The following is a 24,124-nucleotide window of genomic DNA, read 5'->3' on the forward strand; positions in this document are numbered from 1 at the left end:
AGTCGTGCGGCAGAGTGGACGGTCGCACCGTCGGTGATCGATGATCACCGGTAGGTTACGAGCGCAGGGGGCGACGTGCCATGACGGAGATCGACAGGCGGCGGCTGTTGGCGGCCGGCGGCGGGGCGGCCCTTGCCGCGGGGCTGGCGGCGGCGTGCGGGTCCAACACCGGGCGGGGCGGCGGTGGTTCGGGGCCCGCGATCGGTCAGTGGTATCACCAGTACGGGGAACCCGGGACCCAGCAGGCCGTGAAGCGGTACGCCGCCGCGTACAAGAAGGCGAACGTCTCGGTGCAGTGGCGGCCGGGCGACTACGACCGGCAGACGGCGGCGGCCCTGCTCACCGACTCGGGGCCGGACGTCTTCGAGGTCAACGGGCCGCTGCTGGACCAGATCCGGGGCGGTCAGGTGGTCGATCTGACCGCGGAGATCGAGCCGGTCAAGGACGACTTCAACCAGGCCGTGCTGGCGCCGAAGATCTGGCAGGACAAGATCTGGGGCATCCCCCAGACCGTCGACATGCAGCTGCTGTACTACCGCAAGAGTGCGCTGAAGAAGGCCGGGGTGCGGCCGCCGCAGACGCTCGACGAGCTGGTGGACGGGGCGAAGAAGCTCAGCGGCAAGAAGACCAAGGGGCTGTTCCTGGGGAACGACGGCGGGGTGGGGGTACTCGGCGGGACACCACTGTTCGCCGCCGGGCTGAGCCTGATCGGCGCGGACGGCAAGGCCGGGTTCGACGATCCGGCCGCGGCGCGCACCCTCGGCAAGATCCGGCAGCTGTACGCGGACAAGTCGTTGCTGCTGGGTGCGCCCACGGACTGGTCCGATCCGGCCGCCTTCATCCAGGGGCTGACCGCGATGCAGTGGTCGGGGCTGTGGGCGCTGCCGCAGATCAAGAAGGCGCTGGGGGACGACTTCGGGGTGCTGCCGTTCCCGAAGGACGGGAGCGGAGGAAAACCTTCCGTTCCGGTGGGGTCCTATGGCTCCGCGGTCAGCGCGCGGAGCAAGCGCAAGGCGGAGGCGAAGGCGTTCGCGAAGTGGCTGTGGGTGGACCGCACCGACTACCAGCAGGACTTCGCGCTGTCGTACGGATTCCACATTCCGGCGCGGATCTCGCTGGCCAGGAAGGCCCAGCAGTTGCGGTCAGGACCGGCGGCGGACGCGGTCAGGTTCGCCACCGATCACGGCTATGCCGAGCCGCTGTTGTGGACGACCGCGGACCGTACCGCCTATCAGGACGCGCTGAGCCGGATCATCAAGGACGGCGCCAACCCGGAGAGCGAGCTGAAGGCCGTGGTGCGCAAGGTCAATGCCGAGCTCCAGCGGGTCAAGAAGAAGTGACGGCCGGCAGGACCGAAGAAGCGGTCACAGACGTGCCGGCCCCGCGTGCCGCGGCAGGGCCGGAAGCCGGGCCCCGCTCGCCCGGCGCCCGGCTGCTCGGCCCGCAGCGGCGGAATCTCTGGTTCTGGGTCTTCGTCGGGCCGTTCGCGATCGGGCTGGGGCTGTTCACGTACGTGCCGTTGGCGTGGAGCGTCTACCTGAGCTTCTTCGACGCGCACAACACCGTCAGTCCGGCCGGCTCGGATTTCGTCGGGCTGGGCAACTACGCCGCGATGCTGAGCGATCCGGCGTTCCTCGGCAGCCTGGGCACCTTTGCGCTGTTCACGGTGTTCATCGTGCCCGCGACCTATGCGCTGTCGCTCGCCCTGGCGCTGATGGTGAACCGGCTGCGCTTCGCCCAGGCGTTCTTCCGGTCGGTGTTCTTCCTGCCGACCGCCTGCTCCTATGTCGTCGCGTCGGTGATCTGGAAGCTGTCGGTCTTCAACGGAGTCCGGTTCGGACTGGCCAACACCGTGCTGGGATGGTTCGGCGCGGACCAGACGGCCTGGCTGTCGACGACCGATCCGCCCTGGTACTGGCTGGTCCTCGTGACCGTACGGCTGTGGCTGCAGGCCGGGTTCTACATGATCCTGTTTCTGGCCGGGCTGCAGCGGATCTCACCCCAGTTGTACGAAGCGGCGGCGATGGACGGGGCACGTCCTGGCTGGCAGGTCTTCCGGTACATCACCTTTCCGCAGTTGCGCGCCACGTCCGTGGCCGTGGTGCTGCTGCTGGTCATCAATGCGTTCCAGGCGTTCGACGAGTTCTACAACCTGCTGAGCGACGCGCGCGGCTACCCGCCCTACGCCCGGCCGCCGTTGGTCTATCTGTATTACACGGCGCTCGGACAGGACCAGAATCTCGGGCTGGGCAGCGCGGGTGCGGTGATCCTGGCGCTGATCATCGCGGTGGCGACGGTCGTCCAGGCCCGCTGGTTCGGCCTCGGCCGCAAGGAGGAGTGAGCACCGATGCATGACGCGCTGACCAGAGCCGGGCGCGCGCTGCGGGTCGTCACCGTGATCACCCTCGCGCTGCTGTTCCTCATCCCGTTCTACCTGCTGGTGCGGAACGGGCTGGCCACCGAACGGGAGATCACGGCCCCCGGCTGGACGTTCTTCCCGCACGAGCTGCAGTGGTCGAACCTCACCGAGGTCTTCCGGGATCCGAACCTCCCTCTGGGGCGGGCGCTCCTCAACTCCACACTGATCGCGGTGTCGACGACCGTCGGCACGGTGGTGGCGGCCTCGCTCGCGGGGTACGGCCTGGCCCGGATCCCCTACCGGCACGCCAATGTCGTCTTCTACGCGATCCTGGGGACGCTGATGGTCCCGGCGGCCGTGACATTCGTGCCGAGCTTTGTGCTGGTGTCGTCGCTCGGGTGGATCTCCACCCTGCGGGGTCTGGTCATTCCGACGCTGTTCAGCGCGTTCGCCTGCTTCATCTTCCGGCAGTACTTCCTGGGCTTCCCCAAGGAGCTGGAGGACGCGGCACGGGTCGACGGGCTCGGCTACTGGCGGACGTACTGGCGCATCGTGGTGCCCAATGCCCGGCCGGTCTTCGCCGCCGTCGCCACCATCGTCTTCATCGGAGCCTGGAACGCGTTCCTGTGGCCGCTGGTGATCGGGCAGGACCAGGAGGCCTGGACGGTGCAGGTGGCGCTGTCGACGTTCACCACCGCGCAGAACCTCAATCTGCATGAGCTGTTCGTGGCCGCGGCGGTCTCGATCGCCCCGTTGGTGGTGGTCTTCCTGCTGCTCCAGCGGTACATCGTGGCGGGGGTGGAGCGCAGCGGGATCGACGACTGAGGGACGGGCGACGGATTACCGGGGGATGGCCGAAGGATTGAGGCCGCCCGCCCGAGGGGGTACGGTGCGTGGCATGAGCACGCATCCGACCGTCCGTGAGGTGGCGCCGCGCGAGAGCGGCCCCCACGGCGAGTGCGCGCCCCGCGGCCTGAGCTTTCTGCGTCGCCGCGGCCGGGTGGGATCTCCCCCGGCCGGTTGTTCCTGTACGGCCTGACGGCTTCCCGCGGTGACGGCTTCCGCACCGACGGCGCCATGCACTGACGGTCTCGTGCACTGACGGGTTCCTGCGCTGACGTGCGCCGGGCGGTGGTCCGTCCGACGACCGCGTCCGCGGTGACCGCACCACGCTCCCCGCCAGTCACACGGCTCCCCCTTCCCCCTCTCTCCCCTCTCTCCCCTCTCTCCTCCCTCTCCTCCCTCTCCCCTCTCCCCTCTCCCCCTCTCTCGTTCAGGAGGACCAGTTGACGACGCTCGCCGATTCCACGGCTTCCCTCACCCTCACTCCCACGCCCACCCCCGCCCTGCGCCCCCACCGCATCCCCGCCGACGGCCTGTACGAAGGGCACCGCATCCTGCGCCGGACTCCCGACGACTGGGAGGACCGGCCGTACGAGCGCTTCGAGGTGGTGCCGCAGGCGGCCACCATCGGGGCTGAAATCCGTGGGCTGGACCTGTCCCGTCCGCTGTCCGACGGCCTGCGCGCGGAGTTGAACCGGGCCTTGCTGGAGTGGAAGGTGCTGTTCTTCCGCGGGCAGCACCTGAGCTCCGCGGCACAGCGCGAATTCGCTCGCAATTGGGGTGAGCTGGAGACCAACCCGTTGCTGGCGTGGGGCGATTCGAAGGATGTGGTGCGGTTCGACAAGGCGGCCGGCGGGGTCCCGACGTTCGAGAACGTATGGCACACGGATGTCACGTTCCGCGAACGCCCGGCGCTGGGAGCGGTGTTGCAACTGCGGGAGGTGCCGCCCGCGGGCGGGGACACCATGTGGGCCGATATGGCCGCGGCATACGACAATTTGCCGCCGGAAATCCGGGCACGGGTCAATGGGGCGCGGGCGGTGCACGACTATCTCCCGGGTTTCGCGCGCTTCTACTCCGCCTTTCAACTGGCGCCATTCCAGGCGCAGTTCCCGCCGGTCGAGCATCCGGTGGTGCGCCGGCACCCGGAGACCGGGCGGCGGATGCTGTTCGTCAACGCCTCCTTCACCACCCGGATCGTGGGCCTGGAGGAGGCGGAGAGCGACCGGCTGTTGCGCGTGTTGTTCCAGCAGGCGCAGGTGCCGGAGTTTCAGGTGCGGTGGCGCTGGCAGTCGGGGGACCTCGCGTTCTGGGACAACCGTGCCACCCAGCACTACGCGGTGAACGACTACGGAACGCATCGCCGGGTCGCCGAACGGGTCGCCATCGCCGGCGACCGCCCCTACTGATCGCGGGCCTTGCGGATCTGCCGCCCGTCAGGACGCACCTGAGGGGCGGCAGGGCCGCTCGGAAGGACCGCAGGGCCGCTCGGAAGGACCGCAGGGCCGCTCGGAAGGACCGCAGGGCCGCTCGTGAGCGCCGCAAGGGCCACAGCGGTCCCGGCGCGCGGTACGGCGTACCTCACGCGCCCGCGGGTGGCCCCGGCGCCGCTCACCCCAGCCGTTCGTACGCCGCCGCTTCCGCCGGGCGCGCACCGCGCAGCAGGGCCGCACCCAGCGGGGTGAGGGTGTGCAGCACCGCGTTGCCCTGCCGCAGGGTGACCAGCAGGCCGGCATCGCGGAGCACCGTCGCATGCTGGCTGGCGGAGGCCAGCGAGACATCGGCACGGCGGGCGAGTTCGCTGGTGGTGCAGCCGACGCCGATGCCCTGGAGTATCGCGGAGCGGGTCTGCCCGACGAGCCGGCCGAGGGAACGTCCCGGCGGGACCGGCGGGGTGAGCCGCGGCGCCTGGTGCTCCACGGGGTAGACCAGCACGGGCGTCAGATCCGTGTTGTGGAAGGTGACCGGGGTGCGGCGGCAGAAGTACGACGGCAGCAGCAACAGCCCCCGGCCACCGAGGTGAAGGTCCCGGTCCACCGGATAGTCGGCCTCCAGTACGGGCGGGCGCCAGCGCATCATCGGCGGGAGCGAGGCGAGCAGCCGGTCCGCGCCGCCGTCGAGCAGCGCCCTGCCACGGGCGGCCCGGTCGGCCTCGATACGGCCCTGGACGCGCGGCCAGTACGGGGCGACGGCCGCCTCGTAATAGCGCTGGAGGATCCCGGCGAGCCGGCCCAGGGCACGGGTGTCGCCCTCGGCCATCGCCCGTATCCACGACGGGAACGGGCGGGTGGCCGTGGAGAGCCGGGACAGTTCCTCGTGCAGCCGGACGGCCGGCGTCTCGCGCAGCGCGGCGAGCGCGTCGGTCATGCCGAGGAGCCCTTCGGCGGGCGTCAGGAAATCGGGAAAATACCCGCGGGTGGGCACGAGCGGTGCCAGCAGCCGCGCTTCGCCATTCAACCTTCCGCGCGTTTCCGATCGCCATTTGCCGAACGACGAATCGTCCCGTCGGTCGCGCAGCCGGTGAAAGCTTAAGACGGTCTCCCACAGTGCGTCCGGGCGTGCCGCAATGCGCACACGGGCCAGATCGAGTCCACTGAAATGGACGCGTAACACCGAAACCCCCACCTCTGGTTTCCTCAGTCGACCCCCGGCACGCCTGAGTATGCACGCCAACACGTGCGGTCACCATGCCCTTTTGGCCAGACTTGAAAGTGGTCGCGCCACCGGGCCGGGTCGAGGAAAGCTTGTACTCAATTCAGCGGCGGTGCGAACGGACCGGATTGCTCGATCCCGTGGGGGGTGATGGGCAACCACCCGGCCGCTCGCCAGCCCCGCTGAAGGCCGCACCCCGCGCCGACCGGGGTGACGGCAGCTCCCGAGGGGGGAGTCCGGAAAGAGCGAGGGCGGCACCTCCGCACAGGTGCCGCCCTCGTTAAGTCTGACCTGCGAAGATGCCGCACAGGCAGGATCGCGCACGGGCCCGCATCCAGCACTCGGATGCGGGCCCTCTTCGGTGCCTGGCGTCAGTTGGTACCTGGCGTCAGTTGGCGCCTGACGTCAGTTGGCGCCTGACGTCAGTTGATGCCCGGGACCAGTTGCTGCCCGGCATCAGTTGGCGCCTTGGGTCAGTTGGTGCCCCGGGCCCCGCGGTGGCGGCGTACGGCGAAGACCGCCCCGGCACCGAGCAGCACGGCGCCGCCCGCGAGGGCGAGCTGCGGCACGGCGGGCGACGCACCCGTCGTGGCGAGGCTGCCGCCGTTGGCTGCCGACGCCGGCTGGGCGGAAGCGGTGGAGCCGGCGGACGCGGAGGAACCGGCCTGCGCGGCCGGCTTCGACTTCGGCTTCGGGCGGTCCTTGTCCTCGACCTTGCCGGGCTTCGCCTCGCCGGCCGTGCCGGGCTTGCTGCCGGCCGGCAGCACCTTGAAGTCGTAGCGCTTCATGGGGCCGAGGACACACGGGTTGTACGCGTCGGAGGCGTCACCCGCGAAGAGGGCGAAGGCATCGAGGGCCGGGGCCGCCGCTTCGAGCGTCATCCGCATCTTCACATCGGTGCGGGCGCCGGGCTTCATGTCCTTGACGGAGGCGACATGGAAGTCGTCCTTGGAGTCCAGCTCCTTCCAGCCGGAACCGTCGGCCCACTGCACCTTCATGAAGTGCTGTTCCTGGTTCTTGGCGTTCAGGCGGAAGAACACCAGCGGGTCCACGGTCAGCGTGCGGTCGGTGGCATTGGCCACCGTGAACGAGAAGTCGACCGTGGTCCCGGCGACGACCTTCGCGGGCAGGTGGTCGGCGAGGACGGTCAGGCCCGGCACGCGTATGCAGCCGGCGGCAGCGGCGAGCGCCCGGTCGGCCGCGTCCTTGGCCTTGCGAGCCTCGGCCGAGGTGGTCAGAACCTTGTTCCACGCCCGGAGCGCCGCGACCCGGGCGTCGTCCAATGCGTCCCCGGCCGCCTCGCGCTTGGCGTCCGCGTTCGTCTTGGCCTCGGCGGCAGTCTTGGCGTGGGCCTCGGCGGCGGCAAGCGCTTCCTGGGCCTTGGCCTTCCCGGCCTCGTCCTTGGCCTCGTCCAGAGCGGCCCTGGCGTCCGTGACGGCCTTGTCGGCGGCGGTCTTGCCGGCGGCGGCGGCCTTGGCCGCCTTGTCAGCGGCGAGGTAGGCCGCCTTGAGCGGGTGGGAGTCCTGGTCCAGGGCTTCCATGGTGGCGTTGATCTTCTCGCGGCCGGCCTTCTCGGCGGCAACCGCGTCCTCGTACGCCTTCTTCGCGTCGTCGGCGGCCTTCTTCAGTTCCGCGTAGGTCGGCTTCTGCTGCGTCTGTGCCGGGGCCTTGGTGTCGGCGAAGGCGGCGCTCGCGGAGAGCAGGACCGCAGGCGCGGTCACGGCGGCGACGGCGGCGGTCGCGAGGGTACGGCGAAGGTTCACTAGAGACCTTTTTCTGGTCAAAGAGAGGGAATCCGCCGCGTGGGCATGGCGCTCAGGCGTGCGGGATGCCGGGATCTTATGACCGATATAAGGTCCAATGGCAACGAAAAAATTACTTGGTGCGAGTACCCCCACCCTCGCCCCCGACGGGTAAACCGGGGCAATACCCAGCAGTTGCCCTCTTTGCCGCAGGTTTTTCTGTGATCTAACCAACGGGACCTTCCGACCGGCCCGTGACCGGCCGGTGACCGGCCTTCGGCTGCCCTGCGGCCCTGCTTCGGCCGTCCTTCAACTGCCGCCGGCGCCGGGGCGTTGCGTCGCCGCACGGCACAGACACCGGGGCCACCGCGCGCGAGCCTCCGCGGATCAAAGACCGAGGGCGGCACCTCCGCACAGGTGCCGCCCTCTTGGGGTGCCGGAGCCGGCAGCCGGACGGCTGAGGGTAGGGGCCCGTACCGCCGGGCTCCGGTGGGTCTTTCACGTCACCGCGGGCGCACTCGGCGTCCACGGTGACCGGTGGGGGCAGCGGCGCTCGCTGCCCCCGGTGTGGTCAGCGGCTGTCGCTGCCCTTGGACTCCGCGGCCGCGCGGCCCGCCTCCAGCCGTGCGACCGGGATGCGGAACGGGGAGCAGGAGACGTAGTCCAGTCCGGCCTCGTGGAAGAAGTGGACGGACTCCGGGTCACCGCCGTGCTCGCCGCAGACACCGAGCTTGAGGTCCGGGCGGGTGGCCCGGCCGGCCGCGACGGCGTTGCGGACCAGGGAGCCCACGCCGTCCTTGTCGATGGTCTCGAACGGGCTGACGCCGAAGATGCCCTTCTCCAGGTACGCGGTGAAGAAGCTGGCCTCGACGTCGTCGCGGCTGAAGCCCCAGACCGTCTGCGTGAGGTCGTTCGTACCGAAGGAGAAGAAGTCGGCCGACTCGGCGATCTGACCGGCCGTGAGGGCGGCGCGGGGCAGCTCGATCATCGTCCCGAGGGTGAGCTTGAGGCTGACGCCGTGGGTCTTCTCGACCTCGGCGATGACCTGCTCGGCCTCGTCGCGGACGATCTCCAGCTCCTGGACGGTGCCCACCAGCGGAATCATGATCTCCGCACGCGGGTCGCCCTTGGCGTTCTTGCGCTCGGCGGCCGCCTCGGCGATGGCACGCACCTGCATCGCGAACAGACCGGGGATGACCAGGCCGAGGCGCACCCCGCGCAGGCCCAGCATCGGGTTCTGCTCGTGCAGCTTGTGCACGGCCTGCAGCAGGCGCAGGTCGTTCTCGTTGGCGTCCTTGCGGGCCTCGGCGAGGGCGACCCGGACCGACAGCTCGGTGATGTCGGGCAGGAACTCGTGCAGCGGCGGGTCCAGCAGCCGGACGGTCACCGGCAGTCCGTCCATCGACTCGAACAGCTCGATGAAGTCGGCCTTCTGGAGCGGCAGCAGCTGGCTGAGCGCGGCGTCCCGGTCGGTCTCGGTGTCGGCCAGGATCAGGCGCTCGACCATCTCGCGGCGCTCGCCGAGGAACATGTGCTCGGTGCGGCACAGGCCGATGCCCTGGGCACCGAACCGGCGGGCACGGGCGGCGTCCTCGGCGTTGTCGGCGTTGGCCCGTACGCGCAGCCGGCGTACCCGGTCCGCGTAGGCCATGATCCGGTGGACGGCCTTGACCAGCTCGTCGGCGTCCTCGGCGCCGGCGTGCATCCGGCCCTCGAAGTACTCCACGACCGGGGACGGCACGACCGGCACCTCGCCGGCGTAGACCTTGCCGGTGGAGCCGTCGATGGAGACGACGTCGCCTTCCTCGATGACGGTCCCCTCCTGGGTCGTCATCCGGCGGGACTTGGTGTCGACCTCCAGCTCCTCGGCACCGCAGACACACGTCTTGCCCATACCGCGGGCGACGACGGCGGCGTGCGAGGTCTTGCCTCCGCGGGAGGTGAGGATGCCCTCGGCGGCGATCATGCCGTTGAGGTCGTCGGGGTTGGTCTCGCGGCGGATCAGGATGACCTTCTCGCCGGAGCGCGACCACTTGACGGCGGTGTACGAGTCGAAGACGGCCTTGCCGACCGCCGCGCCCGGGGAGGCGGCGATACCGCGGCCGATCGTCTCGGACTTCGCGCCGAGGTCGAAGCGGGGGAACATCAGCTGCGCCAGCTGCGCGCCGTTGACCCGCTGCAGGGCCTCGGCCTCGTCGATCAGGCCCTGGTCGACGAGCTGGGTGGCGATCCGGAAGGCGGCACCGGCGGTGCGCTTGCCGACCCGGGTCTGCAGCATCCACAGCTTGCCGCGCTCGATGGTGAACTCGATGTCGCACAGGTCCTTGTAGTGCGTTTCGAGCGTTTCCATGATCTGCATCAGCTCGTCGTACGACGCCTTGTCGATGTTCTCGAGGTCGGCGAGCGGCACGGTGTTGCGGATACCGGCGACGACGTCCTCGCCCTGCGCGTTCTGCAGGTAGTCGCCGTAGACGCCCTGGTGGCCGCTGGCGGGGTCGCGGGTGAAGGCGACGCCGGTGCCGGAGTCGGGGCCGAGGTTGCCGAAGACCATGGAGCAGACGTTGACCGCGGTGCCCAGGTCGCCGGGGATGCGCTCCTGGCGGCGGTAGAGCTTGGCGCGGTCGGTGTTCCACGAGTCGAAGACCGCGCGCACCGCGAGGTCCATCTGCTCGCGGGGCTCCTGCGGGAAGTCCCGGCCGGTCTCCTTGGACACGATGTCCTTGAAGTGCGCGACCAGGCTCTTGAGGTCGGCCGCGTCGAGCTCGATGTCGACGCGGACACCCTTGGCCTGCTTGGCCTCCTCCAGCGCCTCCTCGAAGAGCTCGCCGTCCACGCCCAGCACGGTCTTGCCGAACATCTGGATCAGGCGGCGGTAGGAGTCCCACGCGAACCGCTCGTCACCGGCCTGCGCGGCGAGGCCGGAAACCGATGCATCGGAGAGACCGATGTTGAGGACGGTGTCCATCATGCCGGGCATGGAGAACTTTGCCCCGGAACGGACCGATACGAGCAGCGGGTCGTCGGCCTGGCCGAGCTTCTTGCCCATCTGCTGCTCAAGGGCGTCCAGGTGCTCGGAGACCTCGGCACGCAGTGCCGCGGGCTCGGTGCCGCTGTCGAGGTAGACCTTGCAGGCTTCGGTGGTGATCGTGAAGCCGGGAGGGACCGGGAGTCCCAGGTTGGTCATCTCGGCGAGGTTCGCACCCTTGCCGCCGAGGAGGTCCTTGAGCTCCTTGTTGCCCTCGGTGAAGTCGTAGACGAACTTCACGGACGAAGGCTGGGTTACGTGGGGATCTTGCGTTTCCGGCACGGCACTGACTCCTCGCCGACGGGCTGCCCTGACGGCGAGGAACATACCCAGATCGAAGGCGCATGGGTACGTCCACTTGGTCGACATGCGTGCGTAACCAGCCGTCCGCCACTGGATCGAAAGTGATCACGCATTCGGGCGTAACTTCATTACCTGAATGCATCACTCCTCTACGCAACCAAAAAGGCGATCATGTGCTACCCAGAGCAACGAATGGCGTAATCACTCGAACACATGACGCATGGCACCCGGTGCCACCATTGGAGAGGTGGAGCCCCCTCGCTAGCGCTCATCTGAGCGCAACCCCTATCAGGGGTGGCGAGAATCACGCGCTCATGTGTGAGCTGGTCCCATCATTTGGACCCTCTTCAGCCTCTCGCTCCACGACCCGTTCCACGAAGGCGCCCGCCGGGACGTACGCCTGCTCCGCTCCGGCCGGCGGATCCGAGCGTCACATCAGGCCATAGTTCTCGGCCCCCCGCCCGCCCCTCACTCCTTGGCCCGGCGTCCGCTCCGTCGTGGCCGGGGGTCCTGGCCGTCCAGCAGCTCCAGGCGCCGGTCGGCACCCCGCGTCTCGACCTGCAGCACGATCCGGCCCAGCAGATCCGCCAGGTCCAGCGCCTCGTCATCGCTCAGGGTCTCGGTGACAAAGGCTTCCTCGGCGTGGAACTCCGGGAAGACCCTGGCCATCAGCCGCTCGCCCTCCGGGGTCAGGGAGAGCAGGGCGAGCCGCCCGTCGGTCGGGTGGCTCTTGCGCTCCAGCAGGTCGCGGCCCTGGAGTGTGCGGGCGACACCGGTGAGCGTGCCCTTGGAGATGCCCGCGTCCTCGGCCACCCGCCGGGTCTCCCGCTCGCCCCGGATCCAGACCACCCACAGCACGACGAAGGAGGTCCAGCTCAGCCCGGCGTCGCGCAACACGGAGTTCTCGAAGTGCTGCCGTACGGCGGCCGCGGCACGATAGATGCTCGCCACCGCGGCCATCCGCTCGTGACAGACGGGGACGGGAGCGTCACCGAGCTTGGCCTGGACCGCCCTCTCCGTGTCCGCGACGGAACGGTGCCCGCTCACCACAACAGCCCCCTCGGTTTCCGCGCGGTCCGTGTGCGTCCGGTCCGCATTCGCCCGGCACGCATTGACCCGGCGCCGTGACACCCGGTGCCCGTACGGACTCAAACGGTAGCGGCGGACGGCAGTCGTCCGCTCGCCGACACGCCCCGCACGCCCCGGGTGCGTCCGAGTGCCTCTCTCCATTCCGGGGGGAGCGGCACCACTGCCTCCGCCGGGCCCGTCCCCCGTACGGGCCCGGCGGAGGTTCACCGATTCCTCCGGGCGGCCGTAGGCGCGCCGCACTCAGACTCCTGCCTGACGTTGCGTCAGGGTCAAGCCCCGGCCGGTGAGAAGCCGGTGGGTACCCGGTGGGTACCGCGTGAGTGCCTTCGGCAAGGGTGCGCCGCAGGGCAGTGGGGGCGCGTCGGCCTCCGGCACGACAGTGCGCCCGGCACCTCCGCCGGATGGGGGAGGTGCCGGGCGGTGCACCGAGTCCGGCCTCAGCCGCCCGAGGTGTCCAGCTCCGCGTCGGCGTCCACGCCCGCGCAGTCGTAGGGGTCGTCCAGCCAGCCGTCCGGCAGGACGACGCGGTTGCGGCCGGAGCTGCGGCCGCGCGGGCCGTCCGCGCCCACCGGCCACGGCTGGTCCAGGTCCAGCTCCGCCAGCAGCGCGTCCAGCTCGTCGAGCGAGGAGGTCACCGCGAGGCTGCGGCGCATCTCGGAGCCGATGGAGAAGCCCTTGGTGTACCAGGCGACATGCTTACGGAAGTCGATCACGCCGCGCTTCTCGTCGCCGATCCACTCGCCGAGCAGGGTGGCGTGCCGCAGCATCACCGCGGCGACCTCCTTGAGCGTGGGCTGCGCGTACGCCTGTGAGGCGTCGCCCCCGGTACCCGTGCCCTCGAAGGCGGCGACCAGATCGCCGAACAGCCAGGGCCGTCCCAGGCACCCGCGCCCCACGACCACCCCGTCGCAGCCGGTCTCCCGCATCATCCGCCGCGCGTCGTCGGCCGACCAGATGTCGCCGTTGCCGAGCACCGGAATCTGGGGGACATGCTCCTTGAGGCGCGCGATGGCGTCCCAGTCGGCGGTGCCGCCGTAGTGCTGGGCCGCGGTCCGCCCGTGCAGGGCGATCGCCGTGATGCCCTCCTCGGCGGCGATCCGTCCGGCGTCCAGGTAGGTGATGTGGTCGTCGTCGATGCCCTTGCGCATCTTCATCGTCACCGGCAGGGCCCCCGCGTTCGCCACCGCCTCGCGCAGGATCGAGCGCAGCAGGTTCCGCTTGTACGGCAGCGCCGAGCCACCGCCCTTGCGGGTCACCTTCGGGACCGGGCAGCCGAAGTTCAGGTCGATGTGGTCGGCAAGATCCTCTTCCGCGATCATGCGGGCGGCCTTGCCGACGGTGTCCGGGTCGACGCCGTAGAGCTGGATCGAGCGCGGCTTCTCGGTCTCGTCGAAGTGGATCAGCTGCATGGTCTTCTCGTTGCGCTCGACCAGCGCCCGCGTCGTGATCATCTCGCTGACGAACAGGCCCTTGCCGCCGCTGAACTCCCGGCACAGCGTCCGGAACGGGGCATTGGTGATCCCGGCCATGGGCGCGAGGACCACGGGCGGCTGCACCGCGTGCGGACCGATCTGCAGCAGAGTCATGACGGCAATACCTTCGGCTTTCTTCGGCTTCCTTCGGCGGGACGGGCGAGCCGCGGCCGTACCGGCGATCCGGCCACCGCGATCTCCCATTGTCCCGCACCCCGGGAGCGTCCCTGCCGGGACCGGGCACCCAGGATCGTTGTAGCGTTCAACCATGCCTGATCTCAGCCGCCGACGGCGTCTCCTGGTGCTGGCGATCTGCTGCATGAGCCTGCTGATCGTCAGCCTCGACAACACCATCCTCAATGTCGCCCTGCCGTCCATCCAGCACGAGCTGCATGCCTCGGTCGCCGGGATGCAGTGGACGATCGACGCCTACACCCTGGTCCTGGCGGCGCTGCTGATGCTGTCCGGTTCCACCGCCGACCGGCTCGGCCGGCGCCGGATCTTCCTGGTGGGACTGGTGGTCTTCGCGGCCGGCTCGCTGCTGTGCAGCCTGGCGCCCGGCCTGGAGTGGCTGGTGGTCTTCCGGATGGTGCAGGCGGTCGGCGGCTCGATGCTCAACCCCGTCGCCATGTCGATCATCACCAACACCTTCACCGACCCGCGGGAGCGGGCCCGCGCGATCGGGGTGTGGGGCGGGGTCGTCGGCATCAGCATGGCGGCCGGGCCGGTGATCGGCGGGCTGCTGGTGCAGAGCGTCGGCTGGCGCTCGATCTTCTGGATCAACGTCCCGATCGGGGCGCTGGCGTTCTTCCTGACCCTGCGCTACGTCCCGGAATCCCGCGCTCCCAAGCCGCGCCGCGTCGACCCGGTCGGCCAGCTGCTGGTGATCGCGGTGCTCGGCTCGCTGACGTACGCGATCATCGAGGCCCCGGACGCCGGCTGGACGTCCCCCGAGATCCTGGCGTTCGTGCTGGTGGCGCTGGCGTCCCTGGCCGGGCTGATCGCCTACGAGCGGCGCCGCAGGGAACCCCTCATCGACCTGCGGTTCTTCCACAGCGCGCCGTTCAGCGGGGCCACGATCGTGGCGGTGTGCGCCTTCGCCGCGCTCGCCGGCTTCCTCTTCATCAACACGCTGTATCTGCAGAACATCCGTGGTCTGTCCGCTTTGGACGCCGGTCTCTACATGCTCCCCATGGCCGGGATGACGCTGATCTTCGCGCCCGTATCGGGGCGGCTGGTCGGCAACCGGGGGCCCCGTCTGCCGCTGCTCCTGGCAGGTACGGCGATGGGGGCGAGCGGGCTGCTCTTCGCGGCCTTCGACGCACAGGCGACGAACGCGTTGCTGTTCACCGGCTATATCCTGTTCGGCATCGGGTTCGGCCTGGTCAACGCCCCGATCACCAACACCGCGGTGTCCGGTATGCCGCGTTCCCAGGCAGGGGTGGCCGCCGCCGTCGCCTCCACCAGCAGGCAGGTCGGGCAGTCGCTCGGCGTCGCGGTCATCGGCGCCGTACTGGCGGGCGGGGCCCACGCGGCCGCCTCCGCGGACGCCTTCGTCGCGGCCGGCCGGCCTGCGTGGTGGATCATCGCCGGCTGCGGCGCGGCCGTGCTGCTGCTCGGGGCCCTGACCACGGGCCGGTGGGCGAAGGCAACGGCCGACCGCACGGCGACGCTGTTCGACGACGAGGCACGGGGACACCGGCCGGCGGACGCACGGTCGTAGGGGCGGACGCACGCCGGTAGGGGGCGGACGCACGGCCCGTAGAACGTAGGGGCGGGCGCACGACCGACGGGGCGGACGGCACGGTCGTAGGGCCCGGCGCACGGCCCGTAGGACGTAGGGGCCGGCGCACGACCGTCGGGGGCGGACGCACGCTCTCAGGGGCCCGACGCGCGGTCGATACCCCTCAGGTCAGACGGTGACGAGCCTCGGGGGTTCCCCCGGCTCCGCCGACTCGGCCGACCGCGCCGACTCGGCCGATCGCGACGACGCCTCCGCCGCCAGCCGTTCCAGTCGCTCCCGGGTCACCTCGTCGACCGGTGTGTAGGAGAGCAGCTTGGGACCGGGGTTGGGCCCCGTCCACAGGCTCGTTGCGGACAGCTGCAGCCCGCCCACCCGGGGATGCCGGAAGAGTTTGACGGAGCTCATCGGGCGGAGGACTTCATGCTGTGCCCAGATCTCCCGGAATTCGGACGACGCCTCCGTCAGCCGCGCGAGCAGCGCCTTCCAGGCCGGCTCCGCGACATGCTCGGCCATCGACGCCCGGAACTTGGCGGCCATCACCCGCATCGTGCCGTCCAGGTCGACCACGCTCGCCCGCCACTCGGGGTGAGTGAACGCCAGCCACATGCAGTTGCGGTCCTCTTCGGGCAGCGCATCGAGGTCGCACATCAGACGGCCGTACGTGGCGTTGTAGGCGAGGATGTCGAAGCGGCTGTTCTGGAGGACGGCCGGGAACGGCTCCAACTGACGCAGCATCTGCCGCAGTTCGCGCGTGACGCCCGTGCACACCGTGCCCGGCGTCGGGTCGATCGCCCCGGCCAGCGCGAACAGATGACTGCGCTCGGCGCGGTCGAGCAGCAGCGCGCGGGCGACCGCGTCCAGGACCTGCGGCGAGACGTGGATGTCCCGGGCCTGTTCGAGCCAGGTGTACCAGGTGACCCCGACGGCGCCCAGGTGCGCGACCTCCTCCCGGCGCAGACCGGGGGTACGACGGCGGGCGCCCCGCGGCAGCCCGACCTGCTCGGGCGTGATCCGCTCCCGGCGGCTGCGCAGAAAGGCGGCCAGCTCGTCCCGTCGGGCGGCGTCGTCGCGCGGAGCGGTGGCGTGCCGCGGGCCGGAGGCATCCCGTGGGCCGGAGGCGTGCCGTGGGCCGGAGGCGTGCCGCGCGGCGGTGGCGCCATCGGGGCCTGTGGCAGTCTGCGTCATGGGTCCAGGGTGCCGCACTCCGGAGCCGGTTGCCAGGTAGCGCCGGTACCAGGATAAGAACACTCTGGTACCAGTCTGAGCGGTCGACGATCGTCGGGACCGTGAGCGATACCCGAGCACAGATGACCACTACGGAAACCCCGGCCGCGCCCCCTGGAGCCCCGGCCACCCTCGCGGATACCGCGATCCCAGGGGCCCCGGGATTCCCAGAGGCATCGGCCGCGCCCCGCCCCGCCGTCCATCGGCACCCGGCCACGACCGTGCTGACCCCGCTCGGCCTGCTGACCGTGCTGCTGGGCGCGGCCCTGCCCATGATCGACTTCTTTATCGTCAATGTCGCGCTGCCGACCATCGACCATGACCTGCACGCGGGGCCCGCGATGCTGGAGATGGTGGTGGCCGGTTACGGCGTCGCCTACGCCATGCTGCTGGTGCTCGGCGGCCGGCTCGGCGACATGATCGGCCGCCGTCGGCTGTTCCTGTGGGGCCTGGCCACCTTCGGCCTCACCTCCCTCGCCTGCGGTCTCGCGCCGGACGCCGGGACGCTGGTGGCCGCCCGGGTCGCCCAGGGCGCCGCGGCCGCGCTGCTGCTGCCGCAGGTGCTGGCCACCATCCAGGCCACGACCACGGGCAAGCGGCGCGCCAAGGCCGTCAGCCTGTACGGGGGCACGGCCGGTGTGGCCAGCGCCGTCGGCCAGGTGCTCGGCGGCCTGCTGGTCTCCGCCGACCTGGCGGGCACCGGCTGGCGCGCGGTCTTCCTGGTGAACGTCCCGATCTCCGCCGCGGCCTGGCTGCTGGCCGCCCGTACGGTCCCCGAGACCCGGTCGCCGCACCCGAGCCGGGTGGACGGCCCCGGTACCGCGCTGCTCGCCGCGACCCTGATCACCCTGCTGCTGCCGCTGACCGAGGGCCGGGCGGCCGGCTGGCCCGTATGGTCCTGGGTTCTGCTGGCCGTGTTCCCCTTCGCCGCCGCCGCGTTCCTGCTCGTCGAGCACCGGGCCGAGCGTGCCGGACGCACCCCGCTCATCCCGCCCTCGCTGCTGCGCATCCCCTCCGTGAACAGCGGACTCACCATGATCATCCCGTTCTCGCTGGGCTTCGGCGGCTTTATGTTCGTGGTCGCCGTCGCCCTCCAGAACGGGCTGCACTACGGCCCGCTCGCGGCCGGGCTGTCCCTGGCGCCGCTGTGCGTCACGTTCTTCTTCGCCTCGCTGGCCGGTCCGCGGCTGGTGTTGCGGTTCGGGCGGCGGTTGGTGATCGCCGGTTCGCTGATCCAGGGTGCCGGCCTGATCGCCCTGGCGCTGACCGTACACACGGGCTGGCCCGGGATATCGGTGGCCGGACTCACGTCGAGCATGGCCGTGCTGGGCCTCGGACAGGGCATGGTGCTGCCGGTGCTGATGCGCATCGTGCTGAGCGAGCTGCCGGTGGCACAGGCGGGTGTGGGCGGAGGCGTCATGGTCACCACCCAGCAGTCCGGCCTCGCCCTGGGCGTGGCCACCCTCGGCACTCTCTTCCTCGCCCTGATGCCGTCCGTCGGCATCCGCGACGCGATGCTCGCCGCCCTGCTGACGCAACTGGCAATCGTCGCGGGCACGACGGCGCTCGCACTGCGCCTGCCCCGCCTGGTGCGCTGACCCTGACCGACCTGCGCTGACCTGGACTGACCTGGACCGACCTGGGCTGAGGCGAGCCGGCCCGGGACGTCCCGGGCGGACGCGAGCCGGCCCGGGCGGGCCTGGGCAATCCCGGGCGGGAACGACGAGAGCGACGAGAACGACGGGGACGGCAGGAACGACGGGAGACGGACGCGACTCACACATGACTGCTGACAATTATTGAAATCTGTCAGCCGTCATGTCATAGTGATGAGGGCGGGCAGGGCAGCCACCCGCCTTCATCCCCGCATCTCCCCTCCGTCCCTCCCGTCCTCCAGGAGCACGCAGTGCAGACCCGCACCCTGGGCACCACCGGCCCGCAGACCTCAGCCCTCGGCCTCGGCTGCATGGGCATGTCCGCCCTCTACGGCGACAGCGACCGCAGCGAGTCCATCGCCACCCTTCACGCCGCCCTCGACGCGGGCATCACCCTGCTCGACACCGGCGACTTCTACGGCATGGGCCACAACGAACTGCTGATCAACGAAGCCCTGCGCAGCGCCCCCGCGGCGGCCCGCGAAAAGGCGCAGATCAGCGTCAAGTTCGGCGCCCTGCGCACGGTCGAAGGCGGCTTCACCGGCTATGACGGCCGACCGAATGCGGTGAAGAACTTCGCCGCGTACTCCCTCCAGCGCCTGGGCACCGACCACATCGACATCTACCGGATCGCCCGGATCGATCCGGACGTCCCGGTCGAGGAGACCATCGGCGCCATCGCCGAGCTGGTCGCGGCCGGTCACGTCCGGCACATCGGCCTCTCCGAGGTCGGCGCGGAGACCCTGCGCCGGGCCGCCGCCGTCGCCCCGATCTCCGACCTCCAGATCGAGTACTCCCTCATCTCCCGCGGTATCGAGGAGGCCATCCTGCCGACCGCCCGCGAACTGGGCATCGGCATCACCGCGTACGGCGTCCTGTCCCGTGGCCTGATCAGCGGCCACTTCAGCCGGGACCGCAAGCTCGCCGCGAACGACTTCCGTGGCATGAGCCCGCGCTTCCAGGGCGACAACCTCGACCGCAACCTCGACCTGGTGGACGCACTGCGCAAGATCGCCGAGCAGAAGGGCATCTCGGTCGCGCAGACCGCCATTGCCTGGGTGCTCTCCCGTGGCGAGGACATCGTTCCGCTGGTCGGCGCCCGCCGCCGCGACCGGCTGACCGAAGCACTCGGCGCCCTGGAGGTCGCCCTCGACGCCGACGATCTGGCCGCCATCGAGCGTGCCGTCCCCGCCGGCGCCGCCGCCGGTGACCGCTACCCCACCGACCAGATGGCCCACCTGGACAGCGAGCGCTGAACGCGGGGCAGCGTGACCTGCGGAGCGGGTACGGGGCAGGGACAGGTACCGTCCGTACGTACCTGGTGCACGGATTTGGTGTACGGATCCGGTGTACCCACGTACCGGCGACCGGGGCCGGCCACCTGCGACCGGGGCCCGGCACACCCACCTGGTGGACCGCCCGGACCGCCCGCAGGACCGCCTCACCCCGTCCCACCCCGCCCCGCCCCTCCGAAAGGCCGACCGCCCCATGCCGCCCGAGACGTTGACCCCTGAGCGCATCCTCGAAGCCACCGAGGAGGTACTGCGCCGCTACGGCCCGGCCAAGGCCACGGTCGTGGATGTGGCGCGCGCCCTGGGCGTCAGCCACGGCAGCGTCTACCGCCACTTCCGTACGAAGGCGGCGCTGCGGGAGGCGGTCACGGAGCGCTGGCTGGACCGCACGAGCAAGGAGCTCTCGGTCATCGTCGCGACGGAAGGGCCGGCTCCGGAGCGTCTGGACCGCTGGCTGACCGCGCTGTTCGAGGCCAAGCGGCACAAGGCCGGTGACGATCCCGAACTCTTCGCCACCTATATGACGTTGATCGGAGAGAGCGGCGGCGTGGTCGACCGGCACGTCACCGACCTGGAAGCCCAGCTCACCACCCTCATCGAAGCCGGCGTCAGCCAGGGCACATTCCACACCCCCTCCCCCGCCACCACCGCCCGCGCCGTCTTCGACGCCACCGGCCGCTTCCACGACCCGTGCTACGCCCCCGAGTGGTCCCGCCCCGGGATCACCGCCGATTTCGAGGCCGTCCGTGACCTGGTGCTACGGGGCTTGCGCGGCTAGCACCTGTCTGTTGGATCACTTGGTCCAGAGGAAGACGGCTGCCCGGAGGCGCCGCCCCGAATGCGTCACGAGGCGGGCGGCAGCGCGAGCCAGTCCTGCCAGGTGATGTCGCGGCCCAGGTAACGAGGCTGCTGGAAGGGCCAGTCGGCGGCAATCCACCGCGGCACCAACGCGTCGAGCGCGCGCTCCACCTCGCCGCCGACGAGGTCGTCCACCACCCACCAGGAGATCTCTCCGTCGGAACCGGTGCGCTCGGGCGGGTCGATGTAGACGCAGCCGAGGATCGCCGTCTCCTCCTCGTTCAGCAGCGCGTAGTTGAACGACTGGTGCGCGGCTATCTCCTTCTCGTGCCGCAGCAAGTCGATGCGGTCCTCTTCATAGGTCATCGTCTCCTTGGGCCAAGCCCAGGCCGGCCCGAAGATCTCCCACAAGCGTTCTCGGGAGCCCATCACGGCGGGGTAGTCGATCGCGGTATCCGCCTCCCGGATCGGCCGCAGGTGAACCGCGGTGCCGGGCACGGGCACATGGACGGGGTGGACGAAGTTTTCAGGCAGCCAAGTCATAAGGCCCGACGCTACAGCCGGTTGGCAAGGGATGATCCAGGCGGCGCGGGCGCCACGGTCGACGACCACAGGGCTTCGGCACAAAACCGTCCGCACCCACCAAGCCGCCCTGTACACCGCCCGCCCTGTGCACCGCCCGCCCTGTCACCCCGTAGCGGCCGTGCGGTGCAGGAAGAGGGCCCAGGCGAGGGTGCCGAAGGCGGCGGTGTGGGCGAGCGCGCGCTCGATGTTCCAGGTGACCCACCGCCCCTCGAAGCTCTCCCGCGCGGCCTTGAGCGCACCGGGACGACCGGCCGGGGCACCAGGCCTACCGGAACTGCCGGTGCTGCCGGGCCCGGCATAGGCGAAGGCGGCGAACAGGCCGGCCATCAGGCCCGCGCCGGGGGTCGCGACCAGAAGCGTGACGGTCTGCAGGACTCTCATGGCTCCTCCGGATCCGGTGCCTGGAACGACCCTATCGACACCGGCCGCCGCTTCGGGGCCCGCGAGGGCCTGTCTGCACGGTCCCGGAGCGCAAAGGCAGGCGCCACCGGGACCCCCGGGCGGCGGAAGAGTCGCTATCCGGCCCTCCGGTAGCTGCTGCCGTCCCTGGGCCGGGCCAGCAGGCCCGCCACGACGAGGTAGCGGCGCAGCGCCGAGCAGTCTTCGTGCACCGTCAGCAGCGCCTCGTTGACCTCGCGCTCGCTGTATTCCCGGTCCCGCTCGAACAGCGTCTCCGCGAGATGTACGAGCAACTGCTCACGGCGGGCCGCCTTCCGCGGGATCGCCGTGAGCCGCCCCCGGGAGAAGAGGGAGGCCACCCCCTGTGAACCGCTCGACTCATGCTCAGACATGCCGGGAGCCTCCCCCGCCACCCCACACCCGGGCAACGCATTTTCCTGGGGCGACCGGGCCACGCGCTTTCACGGGTGGGGCGTAGGGTGACAAGTGGGCGACAGCCTCACCCCTCGGATCACCTCGTCCGCCCCGGGCCCTCACCAGACAGGCCGGATCGGGCCGTTGGGTGCAAGCCGGGCCAGGTCGGCGGCGAGGGCACCGAAGCGCTCCGCACCCAGCGCCTCCCGCCACGGTGTAATGGCCGCCCGGGCCGCCTGGTCGGCGGCGCGCGTCGCCGACCGGCCGCGCGCGGTCAGCTCCAGGAGCCGGGCGCGGGCATCCTGCGGGTGCGGCCGGCGCAGCACATACCCCTTGCGGACCAGCTCCTCGATCAGCTGGGCGGCGGCCTGCTTGGTGACCCCCAGATGCTCGGCCAGATCAGCGGTAGTGGCCTCGCCCCGGGAGATCCGGGCAAAGGCGAATCCGTGCACGGGGCGCAGGTCCGCGAACCCCTGCTCGGCCACACGTGTGTGAATCTCCTGCACCAGCTGTCCGGACAGCGCAAGCACGAGCGTGGAGAAGTCCGTCGACGGCGAGACCGCCGAACTCCGCCCCGGCGATGCGGCGGTGGCACCCGCCGGCTCCGCACTGACGGTGGCCAATCCGACCGACGAGCCGGCACGGATGTGGGTCACCACCCGTGCCGGCCTGACCGCCGAGCTGGCCGACGGCAGCAGCATGGCACCGCCCTGGGCCAACTAAGGGCTGCCCCTTACTTCTTCCACCAGGCGATCAAGCAGCTCGGCTAGGGCCGGAGATAGGGCCGGGTCATGATCTCCATGTTGTGGCCGTCCGGGTCGGCGAAGTAGGCACCGCGGCCGCCGAACAGGCGGTTGATCCGGGCGGGTTCGGTGTGGCGGGGGTCGGCGAAGTAGGTGACCCCGACCGCTTCCAGACGGGCGATCATGTGGTCGAACTGCTCGTCAGGCACGAGAAAGGCGTAGTGCTGGGACTGGATCGGCTCGTCACGCTTCTCGTAGTAGTCGAGCGTCACGCCGTTGCCGAGGTCCACGGGAAGGAACGGCCCGAAGGGAGCGCCGACCTTCAGCCCCAGTATCACGGCCAGGAACTCGGCCGACAGCTGCCGGTCCCTGGCGTAGACGACGGTGTGGTTCAGCTGCACGGAGCTGACCGGCAGCTCGGATTCCTGCGGGTACTGCTGTTCGTTCGGCATGGGGAGTGGGTGTCTCCGGGTCTTGCGATCCGCTGGGAGGACGCCGCACCAGGGCGGCACGCGAAAGACTCGAAGAAGGGGGCGGGGCTCTGGCCCGCCTCGTGCTCACGCCGAGGCCGGGGACCCCACTCGTGCATGGCCCATGGCCGACCCGGCAGTCACCCGGCTGATTCTAGTGATCACGACCGGCCGCGGCAACGGTCGTGGTCGGACAGACAGTGCCCAGGGCCGGACCGCGCCCGCCCGGGGCGTTGGTCGCAGCGGTCGACGGCGTTGCTGCGCCGTCACGGGCGTCCGGGGGGGACGCCGATACGCACGCCAGACGTAGCGCGGCAGACGTAGCGCGGCAGACGTAGCGCGCCCCAGCCGTAGCGCGCCAGACGTAGCGCGCCCAGACGTAATGCCCCGCAGCGAGGCCGCGTCCGGGCAGCTTGGTTGATCCGTAGGAGTGCACCGACCGCGTCCTTGTCGTTTCGCTGCCTGGTGCAGCGGGGCACGGCCATAGGTTGATGGGCCACAGCAGAGGGTGCCCACCAGACAGCCGCTGAGGCAGGGGTAGCGATGCGTCAGACCAATCTCACCGGAGAGCCGGCCGACTATGCGAGTGCCCGTGAGGAGCTGCGGGAAGCCGAGATCGAGCTGATGCGTCATCGTGAACGCGTCGCCGAGCTGCGTCGCCGGCTGCCGCTGGGCCCTGCCGTCGAGGACTATGCGTTCGAGGAGGGCCCTGCTGATCTGGAGGCCGGTGACTCGCCGGCGCGGACCGTGCGCCTGAGTGAACTCTTCACTCGGCCCGGGCGTGACCTGGTCGTCTACCACCTCATGTACGGCAAGAAGCAGACCGAGCCGTGCCCCATGTGCACGATGTGGCTCGACGGGTTCAACGGCGTGGCCCGCCACGTCGCGCAGAACGTCGACCTCGCGATCGTCGCCGCGGCCGGCCTGCCCGCGCTCCGTGCGCACGCCCGGGACCGGAAGTGGACGAATCTGCGTCTGCTCGGCGCCGGGGCCGACACCTTCAAATACGACCTGGGCAGCGAGGACACCGAGGGCAACCAGGACTCGACGGTGTCGGTGTTCACCCGCGACGACAGCGGATCGGTTCGCCACGTCTACTCGGTGCACCCGCGGATGTCCGACGACATCGACCAGCGAGGCATCGACCTGCTCAGCCCGGTGTGGCACCTGCTCGACCTCACCCGCCAGGGCCGGGGCAACTGGTTCGCCGCACTCGACTACTAGGCACTGTTTCTCGGATCACGTTCGGAGCCAGATGGCGAGGGCTGCGAGTGTGACGGTGCCGAGGTAGATGTAGGCGCGTTTCTCGTAGCGG

General features: G+C 70.4%; 21 protein-coding genes. 10 read left to right on the plus strand and 11 right to left on the minus strand.

The genetic code is table 11. From position 1 onward, the window contains the following. The first annotated feature begins 80 nt into the window (after positions 1 to 80). From ACGFR7_RS31490 to ACGFR7_RS31505, 4 genes are all read left to right on the plus strand, one after another. A complete protein-coding gene (locus ACGFR7_RS31490; protein ID WP_393325735.1) occupies positions 81 to 1,340 on the plus strand; it encodes an ABC transporter substrate-binding protein in 1,260 nt (419 codons plus the stop codon). 32 nt (positions 1,341 to 1,372) lie between these two features. Then, complete coding sequence (locus ACGFR7_RS31495; protein ID WP_393325737.1) at positions 1,373 to 2,341, plus strand: carbohydrate ABC transporter permease; 969 nt, start codon at positions 1,373 to 1,375, stop codon at positions 2,339 to 2,341. Positions 2,342 to 2,347: 6 nt separating this feature from the next. Beyond that, the gene (locus ACGFR7_RS31500; protein ID WP_393325739.1) at positions 2,348 to 3,184 is read left to right on the plus strand and encodes a carbohydrate ABC transporter permease; all 837 of its coding nucleotides are present in this window, start codon (positions 2,348 to 2,350) and stop codon (positions 3,182 to 3,184) included. Between the two features lie 461 nt (positions 3,185 to 3,645). After that, entirely contained in the window at positions 3,646 to 4,611 is a 966-nt protein-coding gene (locus ACGFR7_RS31505) for a TauD/TfdA dioxygenase family protein (RefSeq protein WP_393325741.1), read from the plus strand. Between the two features lie 202 nt (positions 4,612 to 4,813). Here the strand turns inward: ACGFR7_RS31505 and ACGFR7_RS31510 are convergent, their stop codons facing one another. The 5 genes from ACGFR7_RS31510 to dusB form a co-directional block, all read right to left on the minus strand. Continuing rightward, positions 4,814 to 5,659: an ArsR/SmtB family transcription factor gene (locus ACGFR7_RS31510; protein ID WP_393325743.1), complete on the minus strand. Its 846-nt coding sequence runs from the start codon at positions 5,657 to 5,659 to the stop codon at positions 4,814 to 4,816. A gap of 668 nt (positions 5,660 to 6,327) precedes the next feature. Next, positions 6,328 to 7,617, minus strand: coding sequence for a hypothetical protein (locus ACGFR7_RS31515; protein WP_393325744.1), 1,290 nt, complete (start codon positions 7,615 to 7,617; stop codon positions 6,328 to 6,330). Between the two features lie 550 nt (positions 7,618 to 8,167). Continuing rightward, positions 8,168 to 10,861 (minus strand): pyruvate, phosphate dikinase, encoded by a 2,694-nt coding sequence (gene ppdK, locus ACGFR7_RS31520; RefSeq protein ID WP_393325746.1) that lies wholly within the window; start codon positions 10,859 to 10,861, stop codon positions 8,168 to 8,170. 531 nt (positions 10,862 to 11,392) lie between these two features. Then, entirely contained in the window at positions 11,393 to 11,971 is a 579-nt protein-coding gene (locus ACGFR7_RS31525) for a MarR family winged helix-turn-helix transcriptional regulator (protein WP_393325748.1), read from the minus strand. Positions 11,972 to 12,450: 479 nt separating this feature from the next. Further along, complete coding sequence (gene dusB / locus ACGFR7_RS31530; RefSeq protein WP_393325749.1) at positions 12,451 to 13,599, minus strand: tRNA dihydrouridine synthase DusB; 1,149 nt, start codon at positions 13,597 to 13,599, stop codon at positions 12,451 to 12,453. A gap of 154 nt (positions 13,600 to 13,753) precedes the next feature. On the opposite strand from dusB, the gene ACGFR7_RS31535 reads away from it, so the two are divergent. After that, entirely contained in the window at positions 13,754 to 15,208 is a 1,455-nt protein-coding gene (locus ACGFR7_RS31535; RefSeq protein ID WP_393325751.1) for an MFS transporter, read from the plus strand. Between the two features lie 189 nt (positions 15,209 to 15,397). On the opposite strand, the gene ACGFR7_RS31540 is transcribed toward ACGFR7_RS31535, so the two are convergent. Further along, on the minus strand, positions 15,398 to 16,414 hold the full coding sequence (locus ACGFR7_RS31540; RefSeq protein WP_393325752.1) for a helix-turn-helix transcriptional regulator: 1,017 nt from the start codon (positions 16,412 to 16,414) through the stop codon (positions 15,398 to 15,400). 122 nt (positions 16,415 to 16,536) lie between these two features. Here ACGFR7_RS31540 and ACGFR7_RS31545 point away from each other — a divergent pair, with 122 nt between their 5' ends. The 3 genes from ACGFR7_RS31545 to ACGFR7_RS31555 all read left to right on the plus strand — a co-directional run bounded on the left by ACGFR7_RS31545 (position 16,537) and on the right by ACGFR7_RS31555 (position 20,178). Further along, a complete protein-coding gene (locus tag ACGFR7_RS31545) occupies positions 16,537 to 18,051 on the plus strand; it encodes an MFS transporter (protein WP_393325754.1) in 1,515 nt (504 codons plus the stop codon). A gap of 308 nt (positions 18,052 to 18,359) precedes the next feature. Continuing rightward, on the plus strand, positions 18,360 to 19,364 hold the full coding sequence (locus ACGFR7_RS31550; protein ID WP_393325756.1) for an aldo/keto reductase: 1,005 nt from the start codon (positions 18,360 to 18,362) through the stop codon (positions 19,362 to 19,364). Positions 19,365 to 19,596: 232 nt separating this feature from the next. Continuing rightward, positions 19,597 to 20,178 carry a TetR family transcriptional regulator gene (locus tag ACGFR7_RS31555; RefSeq protein ID WP_350250824.1) on the plus strand — a complete coding sequence of 194 codons (582 nt, stop codon included), beginning with the start codon at positions 19,597 to 19,599 and terminating at the stop codon, positions 20,176 to 20,178. A 65-nt stretch (positions 20,179 to 20,243) separates the two neighbouring features. Here ACGFR7_RS31555 and ACGFR7_RS31560 read toward each other — a convergent pair whose 3' ends face one another. The 4 genes from ACGFR7_RS31560 to ACGFR7_RS31575 all read right to left on the minus strand — a co-directional run bounded on the left by ACGFR7_RS31560 (position 20,244) and on the right by ACGFR7_RS31575 (position 22,126). Further along, complete coding sequence (locus ACGFR7_RS31560) at positions 20,244 to 20,741, minus strand: N-acetyltransferase (protein ID WP_393325757.1); 498 nt, start codon at positions 20,739 to 20,741, stop codon at positions 20,244 to 20,246. Between the two features lie 144 nt (positions 20,742 to 20,885). After that, complete coding sequence (locus ACGFR7_RS31565; RefSeq protein WP_393325758.1) at positions 20,886 to 21,164, minus strand: hypothetical protein; 279 nt, start codon at positions 21,162 to 21,164, stop codon at positions 20,886 to 20,888. A gap of 134 nt (positions 21,165 to 21,298) precedes the next feature. Further along, positions 21,299 to 21,574 carry a DUF2087 domain-containing protein gene (locus ACGFR7_RS31570; RefSeq protein WP_393325760.1) on the minus strand — a complete coding sequence of 92 codons (276 nt, stop codon included), beginning with the start codon at positions 21,572 to 21,574 and terminating at the stop codon, positions 21,299 to 21,301. Positions 21,575 to 21,715: 141 nt separating this feature from the next. Next, a complete protein-coding gene (locus ACGFR7_RS31575; RefSeq protein ID WP_393325762.1) occupies positions 21,716 to 22,126 on the minus strand; it encodes a MarR family winged helix-turn-helix transcriptional regulator in 411 nt (136 codons plus the stop codon). A gap of 4 nt (positions 22,127 to 22,130) precedes the next feature. On the opposite strand from ACGFR7_RS31575, the gene ACGFR7_RS31580 reads away from it, so the two are divergent. After that, on the plus strand, positions 22,131 to 22,319 hold the full coding sequence (locus tag ACGFR7_RS31580; protein WP_393325764.1) for a cupin domain-containing protein: 189 nt from the start codon (positions 22,131 to 22,133) through the stop codon (positions 22,317 to 22,319). 43 nt (positions 22,320 to 22,362) lie between these two features. On the opposite strand, the gene ACGFR7_RS31585 is transcribed toward ACGFR7_RS31580, so the two are convergent. Continuing rightward, positions 22,363 to 22,791: a VOC family protein gene (locus ACGFR7_RS31585; protein WP_393325766.1), complete on the minus strand. Its 429-nt coding sequence runs from the start codon at positions 22,789 to 22,791 to the stop codon at positions 22,363 to 22,365. A gap of 561 nt (positions 22,792 to 23,352) precedes the next feature. Between ACGFR7_RS31585 and ACGFR7_RS31590 the strand changes: the two genes are divergently transcribed. Further along, a complete protein-coding gene (locus tag ACGFR7_RS31590; protein ID WP_393325768.1) occupies positions 23,353 to 24,033 on the plus strand; it encodes a DUF899 family protein in 681 nt (226 codons plus the stop codon). Positions 24,034 to 24,124 lie beyond the last annotated feature (91 nt).

The organism is Streptomyces sp. NPDC048516 (assembly GCF_043199875.1).
Taxonomy (GTDB): Bacteria; Actinomycetota; Actinomycetes; order Streptomycetales; family Streptomycetaceae; genus Streptomyces.